The 24,127-nt window shown below is 49.6% G+C and carries 26 protein-coding genes and 5 tRNA genes; 23 read left to right on the top strand and 8 right to left on the bottom strand.

The window, feature by feature from the left end:
- From era to ACO0LN_RS09230, 11 genes are all read left to right on the top strand, one after another.
- Complete coding sequence (era, locus tag ACO0LN_RS09280) at window positions 1–903, top strand: GTPase Era (RefSeq protein WP_422973001.1); 903 nt, start codon at window positions 1–3, stop codon at window positions 901–903.
- Window positions 904–911: 8 nt separating this feature from the next.
- Window positions 912–1,781, top strand: a complete 870-nt coding sequence (recO, locus tag ACO0LN_RS09275) for a DNA repair protein RecO (RefSeq protein WP_422972999.1) — start codon at window positions 912–914, stop codon at window positions 1,779–1,781.
- Window positions 1,778–2,548 (top strand): pyridoxine 5'-phosphate synthase, encoded by a 771-nt coding sequence (gene pdxJ / locus ACO0LN_RS09270; RefSeq protein ID WP_422972997.1) that lies wholly within the window; start codon window positions 1,778–1,780, stop codon window positions 2,546–2,548. Before recO ends, pdxJ begins: the two co-directional genes overlap by 4 nt.
- Before the next feature lies 1 nt (window position 2,549).
- Entirely contained in the window at window positions 2,550–2,951 is a 402-nt protein-coding gene (gene acpS, locus ACO0LN_RS09265; RefSeq protein WP_422972995.1) for a holo-ACP synthase, read from the top strand.
- Window positions 2,952–2,996: 45 nt separating this feature from the next.
- Complete coding sequence (gene uvrC / locus ACO0LN_RS09260; protein ID WP_422972993.1) at window positions 2,997–4,877, top strand: excinuclease ABC subunit UvrC; 1,881 nt, start codon at window positions 2,997–2,999, stop codon at window positions 4,875–4,877.
- A 77-nt stretch (window positions 4,878–4,954) separates the two neighbouring features.
- Complete coding sequence (gene pgsA, locus ACO0LN_RS09255) at window positions 4,955–5,539, top strand: CDP-diacylglycerol--glycerol-3-phosphate 3-phosphatidyltransferase (protein ID WP_162058533.1); 585 nt, start codon at window positions 4,955–4,957, stop codon at window positions 5,537–5,539.
- A 91-nt stretch (window positions 5,540–5,630) separates the two neighbouring features.
- A tRNA-Gly gene (locus tag ACO0LN_RS09250) sits at window positions 5,631–5,706 on the top strand.
- Between the two features lie 51 nt (window positions 5,707–5,757).
- Window positions 5,758–5,833, top strand: a tRNA-Gly gene (locus ACO0LN_RS09245).
- A 36-nt stretch (window positions 5,834–5,869) separates the two neighbouring features.
- Window positions 5,870–5,945, top strand: a tRNA-Gly gene (locus ACO0LN_RS09240).
- Between the two features lie 109 nt (window positions 5,946–6,054).
- Window positions 6,055–6,128, top strand: a tRNA-Cys gene (locus tag ACO0LN_RS09235).
- 75 nt (window positions 6,129–6,203) lie between these two features.
- Window positions 6,204–6,296: transfer RNA gene (locus tag ACO0LN_RS09230), tRNA-Leu, on the top strand.
- A gap of 386 nt (window positions 6,297–6,682) precedes the next feature.
- Here the strand turns inward: ACO0LN_RS09230 and ACO0LN_RS09225 are convergent.
- The 3 genes from ACO0LN_RS09225 to ACO0LN_RS09215 form a co-directional block, all read right to left on the bottom strand.
- On the bottom strand, window positions 6,683–8,170 hold the full coding sequence (locus ACO0LN_RS09225; protein WP_422972991.1) for a LysR family transcriptional regulator: 1,488 nt from the start codon (window positions 8,168–8,170) through the stop codon (window positions 6,683–6,685).
- 356 nt (window positions 8,171–8,526) lie between these two features.
- A complete protein-coding gene (locus ACO0LN_RS09220; protein ID WP_422972989.1) occupies window positions 8,527–8,937 on the bottom strand; it encodes a helix-turn-helix domain-containing protein in 411 nt (136 codons plus the stop codon).
- A gap of 40 nt (window positions 8,938–8,977) precedes the next feature.
- A complete protein-coding gene (locus tag ACO0LN_RS09215; RefSeq protein ID WP_422972987.1) occupies window positions 8,978–9,406 on the bottom strand; it encodes a hypothetical protein in 429 nt (142 codons plus the stop codon).
- Window positions 9,407–9,480: 74 nt separating this feature from the next.
- Between ACO0LN_RS09215 and ACO0LN_RS09210 the strand changes: the two genes are divergently transcribed.
- From ACO0LN_RS09210 to ACO0LN_RS09200, 3 genes are read left to right on the top strand one after another with little or no spacing between them, the layout of a single operon-like run.
- Window positions 9,481–9,756, top strand: a complete 276-nt coding sequence (locus ACO0LN_RS09210) for a transcriptional regulator (RefSeq protein ID WP_422972985.1) — start codon at window positions 9,481–9,483, stop codon at window positions 9,754–9,756.
- Window positions 9,757–9,759: 3 nt separating this feature from the next.
- The gene (locus ACO0LN_RS09205) at window positions 9,760–10,734 is read left to right on the top strand and encodes a hypothetical protein (protein WP_422972983.1); all 975 of its coding nucleotides are present in this window, start codon (window positions 9,760–9,762) and stop codon (window positions 10,732–10,734) included.
- On the top strand, window positions 10,731–11,228 hold the full coding sequence (locus ACO0LN_RS09200) for a hypothetical protein (protein WP_422972981.1): 498 nt from the start codon (window positions 10,731–10,733) through the stop codon (window positions 11,226–11,228). Before ACO0LN_RS09205 ends, ACO0LN_RS09200 begins: the two co-directional genes overlap by 4 nt.
- A gap of 48 nt (window positions 11,229–11,276) precedes the next feature.
- Here the strand turns inward: ACO0LN_RS09200 and ACO0LN_RS09195 are convergent, their stop codons facing one another.
- Window positions 11,277–11,549: a hypothetical protein gene (locus tag ACO0LN_RS09195; RefSeq protein ID WP_422972980.1), complete on the bottom strand. Its 273-nt coding sequence runs from the start codon at window positions 11,547–11,549 to the stop codon at window positions 11,277–11,279.
- Window positions 11,550–11,698: 149 nt separating this feature from the next.
- Between ACO0LN_RS09195 and ACO0LN_RS09190 the strand changes: the two genes are divergently transcribed.
- From ACO0LN_RS09190 to ACO0LN_RS09180, 3 genes are all read left to right on the top strand, one after another.
- Window positions 11,699–11,995: a type II toxin-antitoxin system MqsR family toxin gene (locus ACO0LN_RS09190; RefSeq protein WP_422972978.1), complete on the top strand. Its 297-nt coding sequence runs from the start codon at window positions 11,699–11,701 to the stop codon at window positions 11,993–11,995.
- A gap of 2 nt (window positions 11,996–11,997) precedes the next feature.
- Window positions 11,998–12,396, top strand: a complete 399-nt coding sequence (locus ACO0LN_RS09185; RefSeq protein ID WP_422972976.1) for a type II TA system antitoxin MqsA family protein — start codon at window positions 11,998–12,000, stop codon at window positions 12,394–12,396.
- Between the two features lie 438 nt (window positions 12,397–12,834).
- Complete coding sequence (locus tag ACO0LN_RS09180; RefSeq protein WP_422972974.1) at window positions 12,835–13,068, top strand: hypothetical protein; 234 nt, start codon at window positions 12,835–12,837, stop codon at window positions 13,066–13,068.
- A 134-nt stretch (window positions 13,069–13,202) separates the two neighbouring features.
- Here ACO0LN_RS09180 and ACO0LN_RS09175 read toward each other — a convergent pair whose 3' ends face one another.
- Together ACO0LN_RS09175 and ACO0LN_RS09170 are read right to left on the bottom strand one after the other, a co-directional pair.
- Window positions 13,203–13,577, bottom strand: coding sequence for a RidA family protein (locus ACO0LN_RS09175; protein ID WP_422972972.1), 375 nt, complete (start codon window positions 13,575–13,577; stop codon window positions 13,203–13,205).
- 220 nt (window positions 13,578–13,797) lie between these two features.
- The gene (locus ACO0LN_RS09170) at window positions 13,798–14,919 is read right to left on the bottom strand and encodes an acyltransferase family protein (RefSeq protein ID WP_422972970.1); all 1,122 of its coding nucleotides are present in this window, start codon (window positions 14,917–14,919) and stop codon (window positions 13,798–13,800) included.
- A gap of 544 nt (window positions 14,920–15,463) precedes the next feature.
- On the opposite strand from ACO0LN_RS09170, the gene ACO0LN_RS09165 reads away from it, so the two are divergent.
- From ACO0LN_RS09165 to ACO0LN_RS09155, 3 genes are read left to right on the top strand one after another with little or no spacing between them, the layout of a single operon-like run.
- Window positions 15,464–17,353, top strand: a complete 1,890-nt coding sequence (locus ACO0LN_RS09165; protein ID WP_422972968.1) for a CHASE2 domain-containing protein — start codon at window positions 15,464–15,466, stop codon at window positions 17,351–17,353.
- On the top strand, window positions 17,350–17,871 hold the full coding sequence (locus ACO0LN_RS09160) for an SH3 domain-containing protein (protein ID WP_422972966.1): 522 nt from the start codon (window positions 17,350–17,352) through the stop codon (window positions 17,869–17,871). Before ACO0LN_RS09165 ends, ACO0LN_RS09160 begins: the two co-directional genes overlap by 4 nt.
- Window positions 17,872–18,747 (top strand): M48 family metallopeptidase, encoded by an 876-nt coding sequence (locus ACO0LN_RS09155; protein ID WP_422972965.1) that lies wholly within the window; start codon window positions 17,872–17,874, stop codon window positions 18,745–18,747.
- A 92-nt stretch (window positions 18,748–18,839) separates the two neighbouring features.
- Here the strand turns inward: ACO0LN_RS09155 and ACO0LN_RS09150 are convergent, their stop codons facing one another.
- Entirely contained in the window at window positions 18,840–19,571 is a 732-nt protein-coding gene (locus tag ACO0LN_RS09150; protein ID WP_422972963.1) for a substrate-binding periplasmic protein, read from the bottom strand.
- A 378-nt stretch (window positions 19,572–19,949) separates the two neighbouring features.
- Here ACO0LN_RS09150 and ACO0LN_RS09145 point away from each other — a divergent pair, with 378 nt between their 5' ends.
- Entirely contained in the window at window positions 19,950–20,558 is a 609-nt protein-coding gene (locus ACO0LN_RS09145; protein ID WP_422972961.1) for a TetR/AcrR family transcriptional regulator, read from the top strand.
- Window positions 20,559–20,589: 31 nt separating this feature from the next.
- Here the strand turns inward: ACO0LN_RS09145 and ACO0LN_RS09140 are convergent, their stop codons facing one another.
- A complete protein-coding gene (locus ACO0LN_RS09140; RefSeq protein WP_422972959.1) occupies window positions 20,590–21,150 on the bottom strand; it encodes a TetR/AcrR family transcriptional regulator in 561 nt (186 codons plus the stop codon).
- Between the two features lie 310 nt (window positions 21,151–21,460).
- Here ACO0LN_RS09140 and ACO0LN_RS09135 point away from each other — a divergent pair, with 310 nt between their 5' ends.
- Window positions 21,461–22,663 (top strand): FAD-dependent oxidoreductase, encoded by a 1,203-nt coding sequence (locus ACO0LN_RS09135; RefSeq protein WP_422972957.1) that lies wholly within the window; start codon window positions 21,461–21,463, stop codon window positions 22,661–22,663.
- A gap of 65 nt (window positions 22,664–22,728) precedes the next feature.
- Window positions 22,729–23,979: an MFS transporter gene (locus ACO0LN_RS09130; RefSeq protein ID WP_422972955.1), complete on the top strand. Its 1,251-nt coding sequence runs from the start codon at window positions 22,729–22,731 to the stop codon at window positions 23,977–23,979.
- Window positions 23,980–24,127: the final 148 nt, after the last annotated feature.

The raw sequence follows: 24,127 nt of genomic DNA, 5'->3' as shown, positions 1-24,127 counted from the left end.
ATGACTGAATTAATAGACAATCCTGATTTCCGCTGTGGTTACATCGCCATCGTCGGGCGACCTAACGTCGGTAAATCGACCCTGATGAACGCCCTGATAGGCGCCAAGGTCAGTATTACCTCGCGCAAGGCACAAACCACGCGCCATCGCATTACCGGCATACAGACCAAAGACAATACCCAGTTTGTTTATATTGATACACCGGGTTTCCAGACCCGCCATTCAAATGCGCTGAACCGCACGCTGAACCGTACCGTCACAACGACGCTGACAGCCGCAGACGTGATTTTGTACATCATAGAAGCTGGCACATTTGGCCCTGCGGATCAGCAAGTGATAGATTTGCTGCCCAAGAATGTACCGTGCATCCTCGTCATCAATAAATCAGACCGCGTCAAAGACAAAGCGGTGATGATGCCGTTCGCCCAAAAAGTGGCAGCACTGCATAATTTCGCAGCGATCGTGCCTGTATCTGCCACCTTGCGCTTCCAGCTGGAAAACCTGGAAAGTGAAATCCGCAAATACCTGCCACTGAACCCACCGATGTTTGGTGAGGACGATATTACTGACCGCAGCGAGAAATTTCTGGCAGCAGAAATCGTCCGCGAAAAACTGTTCCGCTTCGTTGGTGATGAGCTGCCATACACCAGCACCGTGTTGATAGAAAAGTTTGAGCAAGAAGGTAATCTGCGCCGTGTCTTTGTCGCCATTCTGGTGGATAGGGACGGCCATAAATCCATGGTCATCGGTAACAAGGGTGCACGCTTGAAAGATATCTCCACCCAGTCGCGCCAGGATATGGAAAAGCTGTTTGGCGGCCCCGTGTATCTGGAAATCTGGATCAAGGTCAAATCCGGCTGGGCAGACAATGAAGCCGGTTTGCGTGCCTACGGTTACGAGTAAAACCATCCATGGATGAGCAGGCAGTCGCCGCGCAGGAAGACAGCGCCGTAACAGATGCGGCGACTGTCCCGCCAGCGCCACCTGCTGCCAAAAAAACTGCTGCAAGACCACGCGCTTCTAAAGCAAGCACGGCAAGCCCGCGCGCTGCCAGCAAATCCCCCGCCAAAGACTTGCGCATACTGGAGCAGCCAGGGTTTGTCCTGCATTCCTGGCCCTACAAAGAAACCAGCCTCATCATTGATGTATTGACGCGTGACCATGGACGCATAGCCTTGGTTGCCAAAGGTGCAAAGCGCCCGCATTCACAATTACGCAGTGTCTTGCAAACCTTCCAGCCCTTGCAGCTGGGCTGGACAGGCAAGGGCGAGATACGCACACTGACGACAGCAGACTGGGTGGGCGGCATGCTGCCGCTGGAAAAATCAGCCTTGCTCTGCGGTTTTTACCTCAATGAATTACTGGTCAAGTTCCTCATGCGTGATGAAGCGCACCCGGAATTGTTTGATCTTTACGTTTCAACGCTAAACCAGCTTGCCCATGATGAGCCAGCCACCATCGTCCTGCGCCGTTTCGAGTTGGCATTACTGCGCGAATCCGGTTTGCTGGGTGATCTGACCCGTTGTACGCAACAGCGTGAACGCGTACAGGCAGAGCAATTCTATGTGCTTGACCCTGAACGCGGCCCCAGGCCTGCTATGTCTGCAGACAGCGTGCCCAGAGTCAGCGGCAAAACTTTGCTGGCTATGCAGCGCGGTGACTATACTGAACAAAGCACGCAATTGCAAAGCAAGCTGCTGATGCGTTTTTTGCTTGCCCATCATTTGCATGGTGCTGCGCTGAATACCCGGCAAATACTGATTGATTTGCAAAATCTATGAATATCCATCAACAAAGCCAGTTGATAGAACTGGGCATCAATATCGACCACGTTGCCACCCTGCGTAATGCGCGCGGTACGACTTATCCAGATCCCTTGCAAGCCGCCTTGCTGGCAGAAGAGGCAGGTGCAGATTGCATTACCCTGCATTTGCGTGAAGACCGCCGGCACATCCGCGATGCAGACGTAGAACAGCTGCGTCCACGCATCTTGACACGCATGAACCTGGAAACCGCCGTCAATAATGAAATGCTGGATCTGGCCTGCCGCATTCTGCCCCAAGACGTTTGCCTGGTGCCGGAACGCCGTGAAGAAGTCACAACTGAAGGTGGCCTTGATGTTGCCCGTGACTTTGTCAGAGTGCAAGCTGCGGTTCGGCAATTGCAGGCGGCAGGCATACGTGTGTCACTCTTCATTGATGCAGATGAGCAGCAGATACAGGCCAGTTCAGAAGCAGGCGCAAACGTCATAGAAATTCACACAGGCCGCTATGCTGATGCGGCTGATCCAGAGTTGCAGGTGAAAGAGCTGGCGCGCATATCTCAAGCCGCTATCGCTGGCATACGCCATGGTTTGAAAGTGAATGCCGGACATGGCTTGCACATGACTAATATTGCCGCAATCGCTGCCATCCCTGAAATTTCAGAATTGAATATAGGCCATGCCATCGTCGCCCAGGCCCTGTTCGTAGGCTGGCAAAAAGCCATCAGCGACATGAAGGCCTTGATGGTCAAAGCCCGCCTGGCAAGCTTGCATAAAGTGGCCTGAGATGATTTACGGCATAGGCACTGACATCGTACAAATCTCGCGCATGCAAGAAGCCATTGCGCGCAACGGTGAACGCTTTGCTGAAAAAATCCTGGGGCCAGAAGAGCTGGCGATTTATCGCGAACGTAAAGCTCTGGTTGAAGCACGCGGCCTGCGTTATCTGGCCACCCGGTTTGCCGCAAAAGAAGCTTTCTCCAAAGCCGTTGGTATGGGCATGCGTGACCCCATGAACTGGCATGCCTTGCAAACACTGAATAACGACCAGGGCCAGCCCGTCGTGCAGGCAAATGGCAATATGTTGCAATGGATGCAGGAGCGCAGTCTGAAGGCGAGTATTTCCGTCAGCGATGAAACTGATTACGCTATCGCCTTCGTCATCATCGAACTGAACAATCCCTGCTAAAGTAGCGGCTTCTACCTCCTACCAGCGCCGCAGATTGATTGCATCATGACCGAACCAAATATCTCAGAAGCACGCCAGCAAGTGCTCGATCTGGTTGCCAAATTACCCAACCTGCCGGGTGTATATCGCTATTTTGATAGCAATGACCAGGTGCTGTACGTCGGCAAGGCGCGTGATTTAAAAAAACGTGTTTCCAGCTATTTTCTCAAAAACCTCTCCAGCCCGCGCATTGCGATGATGGTAGAGAAAATCGCCAGGCTCGAAACTACGGTCACCCGTAGCGAAGCTGAGGCACTGATCCTTGAAAACAATCTCATCAAGGCTTTAAAGCCGCGCTATAACATCCTGTTTCGTGATGACAAGTCTTATCCATACCTGAAAATCACCACAGAAAAAACGCCACGCATGATGTATTACCGTGGTGCGATCGATAAGAAACACCAATACTTCGGGCCGTTTCCATCCAGTTGGGCTGTCAAGGAGTCGATGCAGATTTTGCAGAAAGTCTTTTTGCTGCGCAGTTGCGAAGACAGTGTATTCGCCAACCGTACCCGCCCATGTCTGCTGCACCAGATCGGCCGTTGTAGTGCGCCTTGCGTCAAGATAATTACGCCAGAAGACTACCAGCAAGATGTCAACAATGCCGCTGACTTTTTGCGTGGCCGCCAGCTCGAAGTCATGCAGACTCTGGAAAAAAAGATGCTGGATTTTTCCATGGAACTCAAATTCGAGCAGGCAGCCGCAGTGCGCAATCAGATGCAGGCCCTGTCCAAAGTCTTGCATCAGCAAAGCATGGAAACCGCAGGCGATGTTGATATCGATATTCTCGCTGTGGTAGTGGAGGGTGGTCGTGCCTGCGTCAACCTGGCCATGGTCAGGGGCGGGCGGCATCTGGGTGACCGGGCTTATTTCCCCACGCATGTCGATGATGCCCTCAGTGTCGCAGAAAATGAAATCGAGGTTGAGGTCATCTCGGCCTTTCTGGCACAACATTATGTCGATCAATTCATCCCAGCGACACTCGTCATGAATGTGGAACTCGATGCACCTGATTTGATACTGGCACTGGCCGAGCAATGCGGTCATCGTATTCACTTGTCATTTCAGCCGCAAGAGCAACGCCGTGCCTGGCTGGACATGGCCGTCAAGGGGGCCAGACTGGCGCTGGCGCGTATGCTGTCAGAGCAGGGCTCGCAGCAGGCCCGCACGCGCGCCCTGGCAAGCGTGCTGGAGCTCGATGTAGAAAACCTTGAAGAATTGCGCGTGGAGTGTTTTGATATCAGCCACACCCAGGGCGAAGCCACCCAGGCATCCTGCGTGGTGTTCCACCACCATGCCATGCAAAACAGTGAATACCGCCGCTTCAATATCAAGGATATTACTGGGGGCGACGATTACGCTGCCATGCGCCAGGTGCTGTTCCGCCGCTATGAAAAAGTCGCTAGTGGTGGCGCCAGCGGTGACGAGACCAGCGAGCGCCGCATGCCGGACATCGTGCTGATTGACGGTGGCAAAGGTCAGGTGGAAATTGCACGCCAAGTTTTTGTTGAGCTTGGTCTCGATATCAGCCTCATTGTCGGCGTCGCCAAAGGTGAGGGCCGCAAGGTAGGTCTTGAGACCTTGGTGTTTGTCGATGGCCGCACAGAGAAGGAACTGGGTAAAGAATCTGCTGCCCTCATGCTGATCGCCCAGATCCGCGACGAGGCGCACCGCTTTGCCATCACAGGTATGCGTGCCAAGCGCGACAAGGCCAGACAGACCTCGCAACTGGAAGAGATAGAGGGCATAGGCCCCAAGCGCCGCCAGCGTCTGCTGGTGCGTTTTGGAGGTTTAAAGGGTGTCAGCGATGCCAGTGTCGCCGATTTGGCCAGCGTAGAAGGTATTTCCCGCCAATTGGCAGAAGAAATTTACAAGCGGCTGCGATAGGGAAATATAATTGCGTCAGATGCTGGCATTGTAGTCAGCGAGCCTGATGCATAAACCGAATAAAAACCAAAAAAGACATGCCTTTCAATTTTCCTATCCTGCTGACCTGGCTACGTGTCGCACTGATACCGCTGGTGGTCGGTGTTTTTTACCTGCCTGAAGTCTGGTTGACCCGGTTTGAGCAAGGCGTCGTTGCTACCGCGATTTTTATAGTTGCGGCGGTAACCGACTGGTTTGACGGTTTCCTGGCAAGGCGGTGGAACCAGACCTCCTCATTTGGTGCCTTCCTTGACCCGGTGGCAGACAAACTGATGGTGGCAGGTGCATTGCTGGCACTGGTTCAGCTGGATCGCGTCAATACTGTTTTCGCTTTCATTATCATAGGCCGTGAAATCACTATCTCTGCCCTGCGTGAATGGATGGCGCTGATTGGTGCCTCCAAGTCAGTTGCAGTCAGCTCTCTTGGCAAAATCAAGACAGCGGCACAAATGACCGCGATACCTATGCTGTTATTTAACGATGTCTTGTTCGGAGTAATCGATACCAGCTTCTTTGGCTCATGGTTATTGATTATTGCCGCCATCCTCACAGTCTGGTCTATGTTCTATTATCTGCGCAAGGCATGGCCTTTAATCAAGGAAACTACCGACAAAATGGGATAAGCATGGAATGATCGTTGAGTGAGCGCGCAGTGATCTTGGAATGGGTAGTTGACAGAATGGCTGGATGATATATAATTCTGGTCTTCGCGATGCGGGAGTAGCTCAGTTGGTAGAGCGCAACCTTGCCAAGGTTGAGGTCGAGAGTTCGAGACTCTTCTCCCGCTCCAAAGTTTTTGGAATGGCAGCGAAAAGCAGTAGAGTAATGCAGTAGTAAAAATGCGGGAGTAGCTCAGTTGGTAGAGCGCAACCTTGCCAAGGTTGAGGTCGAGAGTTCGAGACTCTTCTCCCGCTCCAAAATGGCGTAGTACCTGAAGTATCAGCAGCACATCTGCGGGAGTAGCTCAGTTGGTAGAGCGCAACCTTGCCAAGGTTGAGGTCGAGAGTTCGAGACTCTTCTCCCGCTCCAGATTCTGAAGGGAAGCAAAGCTTCCCTTTTTTGTTCAAGTTGCACCGCATTTCAGCAATCATCAAGCGTGATAAAATCACATTAGACGATAAGCAGAGATAGCACCCCTGGCGGGGTAGCAAAGTGGTTATGCAGCGGCCTGCAAAGCCGTAGACGCCGGTTCGATCCCGACCCCCGCCTCCAAATACAAAAAGCGCTTTAGGGCGCTTTTTTTCCAGAACCCGACTTAGCGTTTCGCTAAGCAGGTTGTAGTAGTGGGCCCGAGTGGTGAAACTGGTAGACACATCGGACTTAAAATCCGCCGCTTCGTTAATAGCGGGCGTGCCGGTTCGATTCCGGCCTCGGGCACCACGTACTTACATCGCATATCATCATAAAACCCCGCAAAGCTAATGAAATAAAGGCTTTGCGGGGTTTTTTGTTGGTTTCGTAGATACGCAAATTACCGCTTTAAACCACTATTTTCTGTTTCCAACTCCCCACAATTCCCCCACAAACTCCCCACGACAGTTTACTATTCGCCAATTCATTTTAATTGCGGGTGTTATTTTGGCATCGTTTACGAAAATGGCGAATGGCTGGCGGGCGCAGATTAATATCAAGGGGCATCGTGAGTCATTGGTGCGCCCGACAAAGGCACAGGCCGTGGCATGGGCTACTGAGCGTGAAACTGCAATACGTAATCATGTAGATACCGGCATCCTCAAAGGAAGAACTTTTGAAGATGCCTGTCGCCGTTACGAGCTGGAGGTATCAAAGCACAAACGGGGGTATCGATGGGAGGCGCTGCGCCTTAATGCCCTGGTCGAATTTGTGATGGATGGTAAGCGGTTGGGCGACATCGAGCTGGTAGATATGTCATCTGATCTGATTGGCCGGTGGCGTGACCTACGCATGAAAGGCACGGAAGAAACAAAAGGTGTTTCAGGCTCGACAATTAACAGAATTCTAAATCTGTGGTCCCACGTCCTTAGCACTGCTGCAACAGAATGGAAGTGGATATCGCACAGTCCGACCAAGGACGTGCGCAGGCCGAAAGAATCCCCGCATCGGGATCGTAGGCCAACACAGGACGAAATCGACAGGATCAAGCTATATTGCGGGTTTAATGATGAGCCTACGGTGTCGTCAGCGCCGCCAACGAACGGGTAAAGATCGCCCAGGAGGTCGTCAGGCACGGAAAAATCATTGCGATAGTCCGTTACTATAGCTTTGACAAATTCACGCAGGGATTGCAGGCTGAAGCCCGCGAAGCTACGCTGACGCAGTCGCTTGTACAGGGCAACTCGGAATGCGGTTTCTTTTTCAGCGCGTTGTTTCTTTTCATCCTCTTTTTTCAAACGTTCCAGGTAAGCATCGTTCTGCACTGGGTCGGTGACTTTATTTTCATTCTCGGCTTGATCGAGGGATTCTTGTTCTTGCTCTGTAAAGCAAATACCGGCCTTTTCAAGTGCTGCTTGCACCTTGGCTCGCGTATATACCATTTTGACCTTGCCATAATCTAGTTTGAGGGCAAAATCAGCGGCTGGCGCTTTTGAGGAAAGTAATTCAATGACGTTAGTGTCACCTGGTGCGTCTTTGACACGATCAAAGTATCGAAGCGTCGCTTCGTCATCTACGTTTTCACTGCACCAGCGATCATAAATGATTCCGTTGTTGGCTCTTGTGGCTTCTTCGCCTTCAAGCACTGGTATCCCTTTTTTATTGGCAGCGTTCAGTTTCTTGACATTGTGTGCGGCTGTTTTCTCAGCAAAGCAATCTGGATCGGTACAAATGTTTGGGTCACCTGCAATCAACCCCGCATCAGCAATACCATCAATTACGGAATGAATGATTTCTGAAAAGCTGCCGTGATCGAGCGTCACTTTGAGTGTTGGCTTCTCAATAAGTAACTGCTGAACTGCAAGCGGTAAATCGTGAATCAGCAATATGTCATCAGCAATTATGCGAATGGCAGGCTCCTGCAGTTGCTGCAAGCTATTCTTCAGCATTGAGTTGCTACGCGTTATATTCTCACAATGTTCCAGCACTATTTTCCCCGCTGGAGTCAATGCCACCCTTCCTTTTCTAGTGGCTAATTTAAAACCAATTTTGTCTTCGATTTTACCCAGGCGTTGTGATACTGCTGATCCGGTAATGCCGAGACGCTGCCCGGTGGCGGTTAGACTCAGTTCGCGTGAGAGGGCAGTAAGGAGCTGAATATCTTTTGAGTCTAGTGGCAGCACTGTTGTACACGGTAATGATTCTTGTACTCAAGTCTGGCTGGGATTCTCACTTAATGAAATGATGAAACTGCAAGTCGTAAGCTTTGCTTATTCAGCCTTTAGCAAAACTTAACGATATGTGACAGAAAATTGGTTATATTTGCATTATTGAATAATATTGTTACAAGAAAAAACATGCTGTAGTACAAAAAAACAAAAAGGAATAACTTGTGTTGAGTAAGGACGAACAGAATCAATTGCTGCAAGCACTTTCGTATTTGCCTGAAAATATTCAGAGGGCAATTTTTAAGACGACACTTATCCAGGCTGAGCGCTATCGACAGAAGCGCATACCTATGCTCAAGCTGGTGGCCAAGTCAGTCGGGAAGTGAATCTTTAATTTTTGGGGCAGTAAGCGCTATATCTTCAATGAGTTGCTTACCCTCTATCGTTGACTCTCTGTACTGAGTAAAAAGTCGAATCTCCCGCTTAGTCAAATAAACAAGCTCGACTTCTTCAAAGGTTTTCTTCTTTTTTGAGGGAGTGCCATTCATAAGCCATTCAAAGGACACTCTGCACGCTTCGGACAGTGCTTTGACTGTTTCGGTATCCGGGCCATGAGTACCCGTCGATTTGAGAAGCCTATTTACTGTGGTCTGTGATATGCCCGCTGCACGGGCCAGCGCCGACTGGGATTTGAATCCAGCCTTGCGCATTGCGTCATCTAATCTTGTCGAGAAATTCATGCGCCCGACTATAAGCGCATAAAATCCGGCCTTCCATAACATGCCCATCTGCGGTTAGATAATCTAACCGTTTACGCATAATCTAACTGACTGATCTTACTTGCGCTTTGGTTTTAGGGGCTTGACGGATTAATTCACGAATGTATGTCTGCGTCTCTTCATCAAGCATTCTGAATTCTGAGAGCATGTCTATCTCAGAGCCACTGTTCCAGTTCAGTGCATAAAAGTTGGTATTCCGTGAGCCAGGTAACTCACTCTCGCCAACTGGGGGATCGGACAAGTATGTGCCAATTTCGGGCGGGAGTTTGACGCCGGTTATTTTAGCAATAGCTAGCACCTGGGCTAAGTTGGGCTGATGCCTCAAATTCTCCCAATGCGAGATGTTCGCCTTAGTGTTGCCGCGCTCTGTACCAAGTTCAAGGGCAAGCTTCACTCCAAGCTGTTCACCACTGATGCTCGCGTGTTCACGCGCAGCTTTTATCCACTTAGCAATTAACGATTCAATGTTCATAAACATCATTGTATAGAGCCACTATACCGATTTAGGACAGAAAAGCTTTACATAAATATATAGAAAAACTATACTTGTGCGACATTTCAATTAATGAATGGTGGTGCATGGTGGAAACAGGGATTGATAAAGCAATTGGATTCTTTGGATCGGCTTCGGCGTTGGCAAAAACGTTGAAGGTGACCAAGGGGGCCGTACATCAATGGCGTATAGCGGGAAAAGTGCCAGCACCCCGTTGCCCACAAATCGAAAAACTTACTCAGCGAACTGTTTTGTGTGAAGAGCTGAACGGTGAAATTGACTGGGCATATATACGCACTCCGATCAACGTTGATCTTGTAGTTGGATGAACGATGGAAAAGATCAAAGCGTTTTTTATGAGCAAGCGCACTTATGGTATCTGGCTGTTTTCTGCCCTGGTACTGGCCTGGCTGTTCTGGACGGACCCGGATAAAGGCGACTCAACCAGGGACATGCTGCAAAACCTCGTCAGTGTCGGCCTAGCCTTCACGGCTGCGCACCTGGTGCGTAAGTTTTACCTCGATTACATCAAGCTGCAGGACCACGTCGAGGAAGCAAAAAAGGGCAATATCGGTTCCGGTCTGGTGGTGCTGGGGACCATCATCTTTACCTGTGTGGCGGCGTTGATCTTCAGCACCAGGGCGCACGCTGCGGACGTGCATACATACGTCCCGGTCGGGGCTAAGCAGTATTGCCCCATGCTCATGCAGGAAAAGGACAAGCTCTGGCCAGATCACCCGGACCCGGCAGCGCTGTGCAGCCTGGTAGAGCAAGAGAGCTGTATCAGTCTCACGCACCCGCACTGCTGGAACCCGAAGTCGCGCCTGAAAACAAGTCGAGAGGAGGGCGCTGGCTTCGGCCAGATCACCAGGGCGTACACGGCAGACGGCAGAATCCGCTTTGATGCCCTACAGGCTGCAAAACAGCTTGAGCCAAGCCTGAACGAATGGACCTGGTCAAACGTCTATGACCGCCCGGACTTGCAACTGCGGGCGATTGCGGCCATGAACCGCGATTGCTACAAGCGTCTGTCCCGCATCGTGACAGATCCCGCAGAAGTCCTGCGCATGTGTGACGCGGCTTACAACGGCGGTTATGAAGGAATGCAGCAAGAGCGCCGTGCATGTGGCCAGCGTGCTGGATGCAATCCTCAGAAGTGGGCAGCGAACGTCGCAAACGTCTGCCTGAAGTCCAAGACCAAATGGAAGGGCTACGGGGCTTCAGCCTGCGACATCAATCGCGGCCACGTCGATTTTGTGTTTAACGTGCGCCATGACAAGTACCTGCCGTTTGCGAGGCCGACATGATGTTCTATGCCCGCCTGGTGGCCATTGCTGCGCTGCTGGCCGGGCTGTGGGCTGGTGTCGGTTACATCCATCACAAGGGCGTCACCGAGGGCAAGGCAGAAGTGCAGCAAAAGTGGGATGCCGACAAGCTGGCCAGGTCTCAGGCTGAGACAGCAGCCACGCTTTCACGCGTCAAAAACAATGAGCGTATTGCAGAACAGCAGGCGCTCGACAACGAAAAAATCAAGAAAGGTCACGATGATGAAATCGCTTCTATCAGGGTTGCTAACGCTAACCCTGTTCGGCTGCGCATCTCCGACAGTATCTGTCGTGGATTTGCCAGCGCCACCAAAGCCCAAAGCGCCGGAAGCGGCGATGCGGCCCTTGCCGGAACCCTTGCACTTCCAGAAGCGCTTGAAAGAAATCTTCAAGACTTGATCCAGGAGGCCGACACCATCGTGGCTTCCTGCAGGGCGGCCCAGTCTTTTATCCGTACCAACGGCATGGATAAATAGCCGCCTAATTTAAATGCAGACGTCTGCACATTTGTGCAGATGTCTGTTTCAGTCAGGTAATTGCAGTACCTTTGCAATTGTTTTAGCCTTATTTTCCATTGCTTTGCACTTTAATTGTGCCCCTGCCATGTCATCCCTGGCTTCGCTAAAAGCCTTTGCTGTCCCTATTTGATGGGCAGTCACATCTTTGTGTGCAGCATCAATAAATGCTGTCAAACAATCCTCTTTGCTTTTCTCTAAAGACACAATCGTGCTGAATGCTGTTACCTGATACAGCAGAACACATGCCCCCAAAAAGCCAGCCAATCCAATTTTCAACATATCAACCCCCTTATTTAATTATTGCTGCGCGTAAATATTTAATCATAGTTTGCAATGCGGTTAGTGGCTTAAACGCAACGTTAAGCAAATACTAAAAAATATTCTAAAATCCATTGTGAAAATTAACCTATTAGGTTAATATGGCACTCATGGAAAAGAACACACCTCACTGCAAATTACACATCGTTAAAGCGCTGATCGCTGACGGCAAAATACGTGCTACCGTTAGTGCAGTGTCTGGCGCTGATGCTCTTGGCCTTAACTTGGATGGCATGATTGCTGTAGTCAATGCACTGACATCGAAAGATTTCTACAAAAGCATGACAACACACAGCGATCATAAAGTTTGGCAAGATGTGTATCGTCCGAAAACATCAGCAGGTAATGTGTACCTGAAGCTGACAGTAATAGATGATGTTCTGGTGGTGAGTTTTAAGGAGCTATGAAAATGAAATGTCCAATTTGCGGGGGTGACAATCTGCAGCACGATACGCGTGATATCCCCCATATCTACAAGAACGAACAGACAGTAATAAAGGGAATCACTGGCGATTTTTGCTCTGATTGTGGCGAGGTGATATTAGAGGGCAGTGACTTGGTGCGCTTTGGTGACGAGGTCGCAGCATTTTCAAAGCGAGTTAACGCGAGCATTGTTGATCCTGGCTTTATCGTAGCAGTGCGTAAAAAGCTGGCCTTGAATCAGCACCAGGCAGGCGAGATTTTCGGCGGTGGCGTAAATGCCTTTTCACGCTACGAGAGCGGGAAAGCATTGCCGCCAGTTGCCCTGGTCAAGCTTTTAAAGCTGCTTGATCATCACCCTGATCTGCTGGAAGAAATTAAGGCTTAGTGGTCGCCCTGGGTTAGAATGCCAGGGCCGGAATCGAAAGGCAAATTGCGGGTTTTTGAGATTCAAAAACTGACTACGCAAAATTAACGCACTTTCATTTTAAGTCATTGATTTTAAAAGAGTCATGATTCCGGCCTCGGGCACCACGTACTTACTTTTCAAATATCTACAAACAAGTCCTAAGTCAATAAGTTCAACGACTTAGTGCGATCTTGACTCGTGTGAATTCTATTGGATTCACCTGAATTCTCCCGTGTGTGCGTTTCGCATCTTCCGAAATTGTTTTTATATCTATTTCCATTTGGGTAGTTTTTGAAGCAACTTGTCTGTTAGCGAAATGATCGCTGCATCGACTTTTGCGATTTCATTGTTTTTTATGGAATTAACATTACACTATGTGACGAATGAATCTTAACCAATACGAAAAAGGAGACTGATATGGAATCTATGTATGAAGTTCTGGCATTAAATTTTAAATCCTCGACCGAGGAGAAGAAAAATGCGGTAACAATCCACATGAAAAGCGGTGTATCCCATTTCGGCTATGTCAGGGAAATGGGTGATGCTTCGAAAATTGTAAAAATTCGCTTAGTTACTCCGAGTGGGAAATCATTTCAAGATGCCTATCTCGACATCGACAGCATTGAATCGATCTTAGCTACCTCCGTCTGACTGTTGCATGGAGAGAAATTCTGTATGCAGGTAAAAAGGACCCGATAGTACTTTTGGGTCTAAATAAATGCAAATAAGAAGAGTGCTTCTTCGATAAATAAGACGTATACAGGTGCTAAGACTTGTGCTTTAGCCTATGCAACCGCGATTGCTTCAATCTCCAGCAGCCAGGCTTCATCGTAAATACCGGCGATGATAATTGTCATCGCTGGCGGTACGACATTCTTGCCAAGAATCTCAGCCCGCACTTCGTAGGCATCCTGGATATGGCGCCGGTCAGATAAGAAGATAGTCATCTTGGCGATGTGGTTGAGTGTCATGTCTGCTGCCACAAGCTGTTTTTCAACATTCGCCCAGACCAGACGACATTGATCTTTGAAGTCTTTTGGGACGAAGCCATCGCTGGTTTCTGGCACTTGGCCGCTGATGAAGAGGATGCGTGAAGGATTGTTTATCTCGTGACCTTGAGCCCAGCCAGTCTTGCCAGGATTGATGGCGCGTCTATTCATGTCGGATGCTCCGTCAGACGAATTGGGTCGAATCGCAGTAGCAAATGCTGCGGCACTAATGCAGAAGGCGCGTCTTTCCAAGGGTATGCTCCTTGCCGAGGGACAGTGTCAGATCTGGTATAAGGCTAATCCTGCCTGCATCAATGAATCATATGATCTTTCTCGGAAATGCATTGATTGACCTCAATGAATTGCATTTAGATTATTATCGTAACATTGTTCAGGCAGGGTGTTCGATGAGTTTGAGGGCCTGTGCTTGTTGTACTTTTGTTGGAAACCACTTGGCCCGTATTTGCATGAATGGCGTCTCCACTAATCGATACAACAACCACCCACCAAATATTCCCGCAGCAGTGACTAGAATAATAGTCAGTGGTGCTTCTGCGTCTATATGTCGTTTACCCAATTCCACAGCTATCAGCATGAACACAGGTTTATGCACCAGATAGACCGCGTATGACCACAACGCCAGTTGTGCGGCTCCGGGCAAGCGCAGGCGGTGCAGATAGCTGCTGGGGCTGAGGGCTGCCAGGGTGAGGATGGCGAAACTGATGGCTATCAGTGAAAAGCCCAGTGAGTTGACGATCATCAGCTTGTTGTAGTCGCCACTGTTAATGTAGTACAGGGTGCCGCCAGCGGCCAGCAGGCCGGTGATGAGCAGGGCCTGGCCGTGGCGCATGAGTCTGTCGTATACACCTGTGTGAAAATTCTTGAGCATGGCGATGGCGACGCCGGGGAGTAGTTCATCAAAGCGGCCAAAGCTGGCGTAGTAAACTTGCGCATCAAATGCAGGATGTCCATCCATAAATGCCATGCCGCGAAACAGCATGCCGCCGCCTATTGCTGCAATGAGCAGGCACCAGGCCAGCCATAGTGGGCTCTTGAGTCTGATCAGGATGAGGCTGACTATGGGTAGTATCAGGTAAAACTGTTCTTCTATGCACAGCGACCAGGAATGGGTGAAGGTTTGCCCATATTCCAACCCTATGTTTTGGGTGAAGCTCAGGAACTGCCATAGCGGTGAAGTACTGCGTCCCGCCAGTGCCGGAAAAATAAAATACGCTGCCAGTACCACATAGTAATTGGGCAGGGTGCGCAGCAGGCGCCGGGCAAAAAAATTCTTTAGCGACAGCGGCTCGCCTTTTGCGATACCAGACATGATCTGGTTACCTATGAGATAGCCACTCAGCACAAAAAATAAATCCACACCTGCCCAGCCTATGTCTCCCGCAAAACCAAAGGTTTGGTGTTTGCTGACAAAGCCGCAGTAGTGTGACATGAGTACCAATAATATGGCGAGGGCGCGCAGGGTGTCGAGGCCATTGATTCTTTTGTGGGGCATTATTGTGTCGTTGATGCAGGATTAGTGTGAGGCCGGGTTTTGATGTTGCGCTATGACTTGTCAGACTCGCGGGTATCAATTGACAGGAATGGTTTTAATCATGGAGCGGTATGCAATCTTGAACTTGGCCAAGTGTGAAGCTTGATGTCAGGCCGGTTAGTGTCGCTGAATGTGCCGTCACCTGCAAGGGGTTTTGGTGTCAACATTCCGGGTTTTTGTACCTGCATTTTGTAACAGGTCGATCTCACATCATTAGCCAGTAGCCCAGTTTGAGACGGGCAGATATTTTTCTGCATTGTTCACTATGGTTTCGGGTTTGATACTGCTTGGACAGGCCGCCCGTGATCTGAGTGAAATGTGCCTGTCAATGGCAGTGCTACGAAGTCACTGCCCGATCTTATGTCTGTAAATCCACAGATTTCAAGGAACTTAAATGCTGTTGCCAGCAAATATGGTTTTTGTGCAATAAACAAGTGTAAACTTCTGACGATGAGAAATTGTCTGTTGAATTCACACCTGACTTTACCTGTATAAGCCTTAAGGCATGTTGAAAATTCTGTTCCCTTTCATTCAAAGCGCAACCATACGCTGGTATGCAGCGCTGACGCTATTGCTGTTGCTAGCAATGGCAGGGGAGCTGTTTGGCCTGCATTTGCTGGCGACGACAGAGTCGCGCCTGGGGGATGTGTATTTGCGGCACCATGCACCAAGCTATCAGCCTGACCCTGATATTGTGGTGGTGGACATTGATGACCCCAGCATGCTGGCCATGCAAAAAATTGCTGGCCTGTGGGTATGGAAGCGAGAGATACATGGGTTTTTGCTGGAGGCACTCGCTGGTTTTGCTCCCAAAGCGATCGCGTTCGATATCAGCTTTCAGGAACGTGATTTGGGTTCACCAAAAAGTGATGCGTTTTTATCGGATCAGATTCGGGAATTTCCGCATGCTTATCAGCAAAGCTTGCTGTTGGACGATGCGAATAGCGCCCACGCTATCGCCTTGGCTGATTTAAAAGATGCTTTTGCCATCAAAAATCAGGGTAAGGCAAACGCCAAGGTCAGTATGCAACTGCCATTGGCGACAGAGCGTAGTGCCTGGCGTCTGGGTCTGGTGAATAGTTTGGTCGATGCTGATGGTGTGGTGCGGCGTTATCGCCTGTATGCGGACGTGGCTGGCTGGCATCTGCCGTCACTGCCTGCACGGGTTGTACAGGACCTGGGCTTTACTTTGCCGCAAGGCGCTGATTTTCAGATGTTCTGGCCTGCGCAGGGACACAAGCGTTTTGCCTATGCCGATTTGTTTAAAACACTCACAGAAGAACGACAGCATTTAGCACCGGGGGCAGAAGCCGCTCTTGACCAGCTCTTTCGCAACAAGATTATCATCATAGGTTCGTCGGCTCCCGGGCTGTTCGACCATCATTTAACGCCGCTAGCGCCGGGTTATCCCGGTGTCGATATTCTGGCTGTTGCCATGGATAATTTAAAAAATGGGCGCAGCATACGTCAGGTTCCTCCCCAATGGCCTTTTGCTGCCGGGTTTGGGCTGATTGCCTTGCTGGTGCTGGCATTCCGGCAGCGTCTCCATCCGGGCATCACTGGCGGTGCTTTGCTGATATTGTCACTGGCAGCCGTTTATCTGGCAGACCAGATGGTAGCCCATCACTGGATGTTGCCGGTAGTGACTCCCCTCATCTTTGCCTGGGCCTGGTTTGTGTCGGCGGCACTTGCCGGTTATCTGCGTGAGCGGCGCACCCGTGACCGCACCGTGTCACTGTTTGGCCGCTTCCTTAATCCCGAGGTCGTACGCAAGATCGTGGATCATGGCGAGACGGTAGAAAGTCTCTCTGGTCAGATGCGTCTTATTACCGTGCTGTTTTCTGACATACGTGGTTTCACCACGCTGGCAGAAAGCAAGGCTCCACAAGATGTCGTGAATATTCTCAACCGTTATTTTGAACGCCAGGTAGAAGTCGTCTGGAAGCATGGTGGTACGCTGGATAAATACATAGGTGACTGCATCATGGCTTTTTGGGGCGCGCCCATGGACGACCCCGAGCATGCCTCCCATGCTGTAGCCGCCGCCCTGGAAATGCAGGATAACTTACTTGCCTTCAGGCAAGAGCTGCTTGCGGAAGAAGATTCAGACCTGGCTGACTTTGACGTGGGCATCGGTGTACACACAGGAACTGCTGTGGTAGGCTTTATTGGTGCCAAACGCAAGCTTGATTACACCGCTATTGGCGACAACGTCAATCTCGCCAGCCGGGTAGAGGGCCTGACCAAGGGCATTGCCAGGGCCCTGGTAACCAAGGAAACCATGCTGGCCTGCGGCGACAATGCCGATATCACTTTTAGTTTGCGTGGCTCGTTTGCCGTCAAGGGCAGGGCTGCAGAAGTTGAATTGTACGAACCTCTGAGGAAAATCCCATGAAGATACCAATTTTAATTGCAGCAGCCATGCTGACTGGCAATGCGCTAGCCGAGTCCGCGACTACCTCCAAATCTACAGAGCTAATGGACAAGGCTAGTGTCGATGGCGCTGTCATCGGCACCCTGGCCAACCAGTCCAGGGTGGATATCATTCAGCACAGCGGTGCGTGGGCTCAGGTGAAAACTTCTGCCGGGCAAGGCGGGTGGGTGAGAAACGCAGTTTTGCGTCTGGATGCCAGCCCCAACAGTAATGCAGCACCAGCATCTGGCGGTAACCTGCTGGGCTCATTGACGAGCAGTGGGCGTACGTCCAATACCAGTACGGTCGGCAACGGTGTCAAAGGTCTGGATGAAGAAGATATACGCAGGGCCTCACCAAATTATGCTGAGCTACAGAAAATGCAGAAATTTGCGACCGATAAAAACAGCGCACAGACATTCGCCCAGCGATCACCACTGGTCGCTAGCAATATCGAATATTCAAGCCAGGATAAAGCTGGAAAAAGAGGGGGCAATTAAATGCGTACATTACAAAAACTTGCGATTGCCGGACTGACTTTGGTGCTATGCGGTTCTGCAATTGCACAAGGTGGTATTTTCGGCCAGATTTTTGATGCTGCGAAAGGGAAGACGGGTGTTGCAGGTGACATATTTGATAAAGCAAAACCCATCATTGAAAATGCAGGGATAGATGAACCAAGAGAAATAGAAATAGGTAATGAATTTGCCGCTGTCTTGTTGGGGGCGAAACCTTTACTGAATGATCCAGCTTTGCAGCGCTACGTGAATACTCTAGGGCGCTGGTTGGCATCGCAAACCGAGAGGCCTGATTTGCCATGGACTTTTGGTGTGCTTGACGATGCGGGCTTCAATGCTTTTGCTACACCGGGAGGGAAGATTTTTGTCACAAAAGGATTGCTGGCGCGCATGCGTAATGAAGCTGAATTGGTCGGTGTGCTGTCGCATGAAATCGCTCACGTCGTGCTCAAGCACCATGTAAATTCCATGCAGTCAAAAGCAACAGTGGATGTCATAGGTAACATCGCTGGTAGTTATGCCAAAGGTAATCTGGCAGAATTTAAAAGTATGGCAGTCAATCTCGGCAAGGATATGATAACCAAAGGTTTTGATAAGGGAGATGAGTATGCTGCTGACCGTGTAGGGGTAGTAATTGCGGCTCGCGCAGGTTTTGATCCTTATGGTTTGCCCAATGTCTTACAAACTCTGCAAGCACAGAGTGCACAGGATGGTAATTTCAACTTACTGTTTAAAACGCATCCGTCGCCAACTGACCGTCTTGATAATCTTGATAAGGTTATGCGTAACCGCTTTGAATCAACCAACGGTTCTCAGGGGCGCTCATTCAGTGATCGTTTGAAAGAATTTAGCCGTTGATAAATTCAGATTTTGAATAAAAACGCCGCACCAGTTGTTGAATGGTGCGGCGTTTTTTCATTCATGCTGAAACTGCGTTTGCTGCACTATTCTTAATAAAACTTCGTCAGCAATTTAGACAGTTTTCCATTTGCCGTCCCTTTGCGTATGACTGCATTCAACTTTTCCATTTCCGCTTCATATCTGCCATTGGCTGCGGCGAAATGGGTGGTGTCGTAAAACACGGGTTTGGCTGATACGTAGAAGGTTTTACCCGTCAGTTCAGGGTCATTGAAGCTGGGGATGAGCTGGTCGCGCAGGTAGGCTTCTACCTGCCTGGCATGTTGCAACTGGCGCACCGGCCAGAGCATGATGTCGCTGCGATGATTCATGAGGTTTTTAAAACGGGCCGGGGGTGGGGAGAAGTCTTCCTGCACCTGGAATATGACATTCTTGGCTTTTTCAAAATCCATGCCGTGGCTGAAGCCGCGGCCTACGCTGACGGTTTTACCGCGCAAATCTTCCACCGATTGAAAGTTGGGTTGCGGGTCACCATAGGTGATCGCCCAGATTTTTTCGCTGACGACGGGGATGGAAAAATGATACAGCTTTAGCCTGTCAGGGGATTTTGAGATGCCAAAAATCATGCCTTCACCATTTTGCGCCATGAGTTGTGCACGGTTCCATGGCAGTAGCTGCTTGTCAAAGCGTATGCCGGATTCACGTTCAAAATAAATGAGGATGGCTTCCAGATCCCGGTCCAGCGGCAATTGCCGGCCATGGATGTCCAGGTTTTCTTGCAGGAAGAGTTTGACCAAGGGTTTGTTTGCGTCGGTCTTTTTCATTGCAACTGCAGGCAATTGGACGAGCAGTGACAATATCAGCAGGAAGACAAACTGTGTAAAGCGGTGCAGCATAGGTAATCTCGACGACAGTTCAGCTGTCAAATGGCATTTCTTTAAGTGGTGCAACGCGGGGCATTGCATTTTGATAAGCAGATTATTTCTTGTATTGGCATCATGGAATCATTTCGTACCATGAAGATGGATATCTGGATGCTGTTTCAAAATTCCTGTTTTCATACGGCAAGATTGTATTCTGCAATTGCCCGAATTTTTATCTGTTATTTGACCCGGAATACTTTGTTTGCATTCTTGCGCTTTGCATAAGTGAAACCAAGTAGAATTTGGTTTGATAACCAAAATAACGAGCATGCCTTCATTATGTCCAGAAAATCCAATACCGAGCAGCGTCGTAAGGAGATTGTTTTTGCGCTGCTGTCTGTCATGGCAGAGCACGGTTATGAAAAGGCCACTATTCTCGCTATTGCCAAACAGGCTGGCCTGGCTCCGGGTTTGATTCATTATCATTTCAAGAGCAAGGGTGAGATTCTGCTTTACCTGGTCAAGTTGCTGGCTGATCTGTCGCGTACCCGCTATGAAGTGATGGCTGCAGCGGCCAGTACGCCACAAGACAAACTGCTGGCCTATATCAATGCCCGTCTGGCCAAAGGCGAGGGTGCCTTACCGGAGGCGGTTTCTGCCTGGGTGGTGATAGGTGCCGAGGCAGTGAGGCAGCCTGAGGTGCGGGCAGTGTTTCAAGAGGCCATTGCTGCCGAACTGGAATTGATACAGGCTTTGTTGACAGCATGTCTGCACGATCAGAAGAGGCGCATAGATCATGTGCCGGAGCTGGCTGCTGGTTTGCTGGCCTTCATGGAAGGCGCATTTCAACTAGCCAGTGCTGCTGGAGATATCATGCCGCAAGGCTATGCGGCAACAACGGCAAGGGCATTCATAGAAAACAGCCTTGCGGCACAGGCGCCTGTTTGAAATTGACAAGACTGGCGTGCCTTAAGGCAGGCTACTCTTTCCAGCCATTCTTCATCATATTGAACAAGGTGTGCAGCGAAGCTTTTGGGTTTTCTGCATCTTTTGATCGATGAAATGCATCGAGAATAAAATGGGCGAGGGCTTCAGCCTCGGCTTTTTCCAGCTTGTTTTTGGTTTCTTGCTGTAGCGCCGCAGCGAGTGACTTTTCATAACGCATCCAGACCTGCTTTGCGTAAGCATATAGATCTGGCGTGGAATAGATCAAATTTCTGAAGGCGTTGACTTCTTTCTTTTTCTTTTCATCAAAAGCCATATAGCTTGAGAAATACTCAAGCAAGGAGTCAAGTATGGAAACACCTGCTTTTCTGTCTGTAACGGCAGCAATCAGGCGTGCTTCGCGCTCATCTTCTTCGTCGAATACCAGAGTTTCTTTGGTCGGAAAATATTTGAACAGGGTAGGTACGGACACTTCAGCAAGGCGGGCAATTTCTGCCGTTGTTACCTGATCGTAACCTCTTTCTATGAACAAGCCAGTGGCCAGGTCAGAAATCATTTTCCTGGTTTTCGCTTTTTTTAATTCCCTCAGTCCCATTTCAGTTCCATCTCAGCTCAATTCCTTTTTTTATTTCGACTAAATACGACATTGTTCACTGCCTTCATTTTAACAGAATTAATTATCTCAATAAAATAATTAAGTCACTTTACTTTTTAATTTGATTAACTTATGATGCAGATCAAGGCAAAATTCCGGGAAATGGTTTTGTGGGTAAAAAATCCTGTGCTCCCTGCAATATTTGCATTTTCAAAACGTCTATCTATTAAGCCGCAAGTTCAAGCCACAATACATGTATGTGGCCTGAGGTCGTGCGCAATGTGTGGATAAAAAAACCAGGATGACCGCAATGACTCAAATCCATCAACAAACTCCTGTGCAAGACAAGCAAATCGCCATCATAGGAGCCGGACCAGGCGGGCTGACTCTGGCCAGACTGCTACAGATGTATGGTGCAAAAGTGAAGGTGTTTGAAAGGGATATCAACCAGTTTGCCAGAATGCAGGGGGCAACTTTGAATCTGAATGAGGGCTCAGGCTTGGCAGCCTTGCGTGCTGCAGGTTTGATGGAAGCATTTGAGCATGCGTATCGTCCGGGTGCCGAAAAAATGCTGTTTGTGGATGCACAGGCAGCAGTCATTATCGATGAGCTTGGTGCTGAGAGTAATGACAGGCCTGAGATAGACCGTGGCCCCTTGAGAAATCTGTTGCTGGCTTCGCTGGCTGAAGACACAGTAGTGTGGAACGCCCGCTTCTCGTCTTTGCAGAGGACAGATGAATCGGTGAAGATATCGTTTGAAAACGGCGATCAATTCACTGCTGATTTGCTCATCGCTGCCGATGGCGCAAACTCGAAAATACGTCCGTATATCACGCCGCTTGCACCCGAGTATTCTGGTGTGACTGTGCTCGAAGGGAATGTCGCAGACGTAGCAAACACGATTCCTGAATTGTATGAATTGCTCGACGGTGGGAAAGTCTGTGTGCTCGATGATGAAAAGACTTTATTCATTGTGTTGAAAGGCGATGGCAGCGTCGCTTTTTACACCGGGCATAAAGCCGATCAACAATGGAGTACGCAATGCGGTATCGATTTTTCTGACCGGGCGCAGGTATTGGCATGGTTTCAGCAGGAATTCAAAGGCTGGAGCAATATATGGGCCGAGTTGTTCCGGCATGCCAGCCTGCCTTTCGTGCCGCGCCCGCAATTTTGTGCGCCGCTTGATCAAAGCTGGCCATCTTTGCCTAACCTTACCATGCTCGGTGACGCTGCCCACGTCATGCCGCCGTATGCGGGCGAGGGTGTGAATATGGCGATGCAGGATGCCCTGGTGCTGGCTACGCAGTTGCTGAACCCGGATATGCCAGACATGCAGGCTGCCATTGCCGCCTATGAAATAGAAATGCGCATACGGAATGCAGAGACCGCAGCAGAGACCATGCAATTTACCAGGGTCTTTCATTCCTACGAAGCCGTACCGTTTTTCAGGGAGTTCTTTACCGGAAACCAGGACGTGCTTTTGCAAAACGACAGCTTCAGGAAAGCTGCCTAAACTACATAAAAATATGAACTCAGGTCATAACCAGGCGCCTAAGTTTCATCCCAAAGAAAGAAAATATGAATCAAGCTATCTCTACCGAACCGCCAGCGCAGTTCACTGGCTACCAAAAATTTGTACTCGCTATATTGGCGTTCTTGCAGTTCACCATTATTCTGGATTTCATGATCATGTCACCCCTGGGGGCGATCTTGATGCCGGCATTGAATATCACGCCTTCACAATTTGGTGTGGTGGTATCTGCCTATGCCTTTAGTGCGGGTATTGCTGGTTTTGCGGCAGCGGGTTTTGCTGACCGTTTTGACCGTAAAAAACTGCTGCTGTTCTTTTATGTTGGTTTTATCCTTGGTACCTTCCTTTGCGGTATCGCGCCCAATTTCTATTTCCTGTTATTTGCCCGCATTGTGACTGGCTTGTTCGGCGGCGTCATTGGTTCTATCGTGATGGCGATTACGACAGACTTGTTCCCATTTTCCATGCGTGGCAGGGTCATGGGCGTGTTGCAGTCGGCGTTTGCAGGAAGCCAGATTCTGGGTTTGCCTATCGGTCTTTATCTGTCTGCGCACTGGGGCTGGCATGCGCCTTTTCTGATGATCGTGGGTATGGCAGCATTGGTCGGCGTGATCATCATCGCCAACTTGAAACCGATAGACGGACATCTGAAATTGCAGTCTGACCGTAATCCCTTCCATCATTTGCGGGACACAATAGCAACACCACGGTATTTGCTGGCATTTGCTGCGACAGGCTTCCTGAGTATTGGCGGCTACATGCTGATGCCATTCAGTAGCGCTTTTTCAGTGAATAACCTGGGTATTTCGATGAAAGAATTGCCGATCGTTTATCTGGTTACTGGATTCGGTGCGATTATTACTGGCCCTATGGTGGGTAAGCTGAGCGATAAATTTGGTAAATACCGCATATTTTTATTCGGTGCGGTAATGACCACCATTATGGCGCTGATTTATACCCGTCTTGGTGTCACACCTTTGCCTATGGTTATCCTGGTCAACGTATTGCTGTTCGTCGGTATTTTTTCCCGCATGATCCCTGCCCAGGCAATGATGTCGGCAGTGCCTGCGGCTGACAGTCGCGGTGCATTCATGGCGATCAATTCATCCTTGCAGCAAATTGCCGGCGGTGTTGGTTCTGTGGTTGCCGGCATGATCGTCAGCCAGCCTGACGGTGGTGTGATATTGCATTTTGATTTGCTGGGTGACATTCTGGTTTGTACTGTATTACTGACCGCTGTCATGATGTATTTCATACACCGTATGGTGGCGAGGCCGGTTGTTGCTGTTCCTGCCTGATCAATTGCATTTCAATTACTGATTTAAAAAAAATCTGGATGCCTTGCCATAAGGCGGGCTTTCAGATTTCAGCCATTCATTACCCTTTCATGGCCCTTTGAGCATAAAGGGTCAGTCCTTCTCCAGAGCTAAGGGGTATTTCCTCCTT

It is taken from the genome of Undibacterium sp. TC9W (assembly GCF_049339865.1).
Classification (GTDB): domain Bacteria; phylum Pseudomonadota; class Gammaproteobacteria; order Burkholderiales; family Burkholderiaceae_D; genus Undibacterium.
Note: the sequence above shows the minus strand (reverse complement) of the source record. Positions and strands in the feature narration are given on the sequence as shown.